Source organism: Aeromonas sp. QDB11, assembly GCF_027705265.1.
Lineage (GTDB): Bacteria > Pseudomonadota > Gammaproteobacteria > Enterobacterales > Aeromonadaceae > Aeromonas > Aeromonas allosaccharophila.
Genome location: NZ_JAPDBM010000153.1, coordinates 1 through 1861 on the forward strand (window position 1 = coordinate 1; position 1861 = coordinate 1861).

Here is a 1861-nt window from a genome sequence, read left to right on the forward strand (position 1 = left end):
TCCAGGTACACCGTGTTCCACAGCACGATAGCCGCCGTCACCAGGTTGAGGCCGCTGGCCCGGTAGCGCTGCTGCTCGAAGCTCCGATCCCTGATTTCCCCAAGGCGGTTGAAGAACACCGCCCTGGCCAGCGAGTTGCGCGCCTCACCTTTGTTCAGGCCGGCATGCACGCGGCGGCGCAGTTCAACACTTTGCAGCCAGTCCAGGATGAACAGCGTGCGCTCGATCCGGCCCAGCTCGCGCAAGGCCACGGCCAGTCCGTTCTGGCGCGGGTAGCTGCCGAGCTTGCGCAGCATCAGCGAGGCGGTGACGGTGCCCTGCTTGATCGAGCTGACCAGGCGCAGGATGTCGTCCCAGTGGGCACGCACGTGCTTGATGTTCAGGGTGCCGCCGATCAGCGGGCGCAACGTCGGGTAGGCTTGCACGCCCTGCGGCACGTACAGCTTGGTTTCGCCGAGGTCGCGGATGCGCGGCGCGAAGCGGAAGCCTAGCAGGTGCATCAGGGCAAAGACGTGATCGGTGAAGCCGGCCGTGTCGGTGTAGTGCTCCTCGATCCGCAGGTCGGACTCGTGGTACAGCAGGCCGTCGAGCACATAGGTGGAATCGCGGACGCCGACATTCACCACGCGGGTGCTGAACGGCGCGTACTGGTCGGAGATATGGGTATAGAACAGCCGTCCCGGCTCGCTACCGTACTTCGGGTTGACGTGCCCGGTGCTCTCGCCCCGGCCACCCGCGCGGAAGCGCTGGCCATCGGAGGATGAGGTCGTGCCGTCGCCCCAGTGGGCGGCAAAGGCGTGGCGATACTGGTGGTTGACCAGCTCGGCCAAGGCCGCCGAATAGGTTTCGTCGCGGATGTGCCAGGCTTGCAGCCAGGACAGCTTGGCGTAGGTCAGGCCGGGGCTCGACTCGGCCATCTTGGTCAGCCCGAGGTTGATCGCATCACCGAGGATTGCGGACAGCAGCAACGTCCTGTCTTTGGCCTCGGCCCCGTCCTTCAAGTGGGTGAAGTGGCGGCTGAAGCCCGTCCAGTCGTCCACGTCCATCAGCAGTTCGGTGATCTTGATGCGCGGCAGTAACTGGCTGGTTTGGTCGATCAGCGCCTGCGCCCGATCCGGCACCGCCGCATCCAGCGGGGTGATTTTCAGCCCTGACTCGGTGAGGATGGCATCGGGCAGCTCGTTGTCCTTGGCCAGGCGGGTGACGGTGGCCAACTGCTCGTCCAGCAGCTGCAAACGCTCTTCCAGGTACTGGTCGCTGTTCGGGTTGATCGCCAGGGGCAGGGCCTGCTCGCGCTTGAGTGCGGCGAACTTCTCGGCCGGCAGCAGGTAGTCGTCGAAGTCGCGGAACTGCCGCGAGCCCTTGACCCAGATGTCGCCGGAGCGCAGGGCGTTCTTCAGCTCGGACAGGGCGCAGATTTCGTAGAATTTCCGGTCGAGGCCTTCCGGGGTGATCACCAGCGGCTTCCAGCGCGGCTTGATGAAGGCCGTGGGTGCATCGGCCGGCACCTTGCGCAGGTTGTCGGCGTTCATCTCACGCAGGGTCTGCACGGCTGCCAGCACGCCTTGCGCGGCCGGCGCGGCGCGCAGTTCCAGCACCTCCAGCAAGGCCGGCGTGTAACGGCGCAGGGTGGCGAAGTTCTCGCCGACCAGGTGCAGGTGGTCGAAGTCTTCCGGCCGGGCCAGCAGCTCGGCCTCGCTGACGCTCTCGGTGAACTCGTCCCAGGGAATCACCGCCTCGATGGCGGCATAGGGGTCGCTGCCGCTTTCCTTCGCTTCCAGCAGCGCCTGGCCGATCCTGGAGTACAGGCGCACCTTGTCGTTGATCGCCTTGCCCTGCTTCTGGAACTGCTGCTGATGCT

General features: G+C 65.7%; 1 pseudogene. It reads right to left on the reverse strand.

The features are described from left to right. Positions 1-1861 (reverse strand): annotated as a pseudogene (locus OKC40_RS22295) (Tn3-like element TnAs1 family transposase); the annotation flags it as partial.